Origin of the sequence: Herbiconiux daphne (assembly GCF_024979295.1) — a bacterium.
Classification (GTDB): domain Bacteria; phylum Actinomycetota; class Actinomycetes; order Actinomycetales; family Microbacteriaceae; genus Herbiconiux; species Herbiconiux daphnes.
The window spans coordinates 1-560 of record NZ_JANLCJ010000668.1; the positions used below are offsets into that span (position 1 = coordinate 1).

1 protein-coding gene is annotated in these 560 nt (G+C 43.8%); it reads left to right on the plus strand.

Going from position 1 to position 560, the window contains the following annotated elements; genetic code table 11:
- Window positions 1-177: 177 nt before the first annotated feature.
- On the plus strand, window positions 178-560 hold a 383-nt coding region (locus N1032_RS27050; RefSeq protein ID WP_259543788.1), incomplete at its 3' end, for a hypothetical protein.

The following is a 560-nucleotide window of genomic DNA, read 5'->3' on the forward strand; positions in this document are numbered from 1 at the left end:
ATTCAAATTTCAAGATTGACTTTGATAACCGTGTTTTTCACGGGGATGTTTGTGGCAATTGCATTTGCTAGAAAAGAATTGATGGAACACGCGGCAATCGCATATTTGTCTTGGGTGGCAATGTCGTTGTTGCTCAAAGAATACCATCACAAGGACGTGAAGTGATTGATTTATCGGATGCTACTAAAAGCCATCGAAGAAATCGGCGAAGGCGTGTGGATGTTCCGCCTTGCCGAAACCATTCAAGCGATTGACGACAAGGGAACGGGGTCATCGGACACATGGTTGAAAATCATGAAGCAAAAGAATTGGACACGATACACCGTCAATGTTGCCAATCGCAAATATATTTCGCTTGAAGGGTTGTTGCACATGATGAACCTAATGAACATCGACAAACGCGATGTGGTCATGAGTGCGTACCGTGACAAGACCAAGCCAAAAATCAAAAAGACACCGCTCAAAGATTTGAAGAAACGAAAAGCCGCGGCATTGCTATCGGACGACGTGGACGAATTCAAACGATTAAGTTTGCTAATCTCACAAAGAGAAAAGAGGGG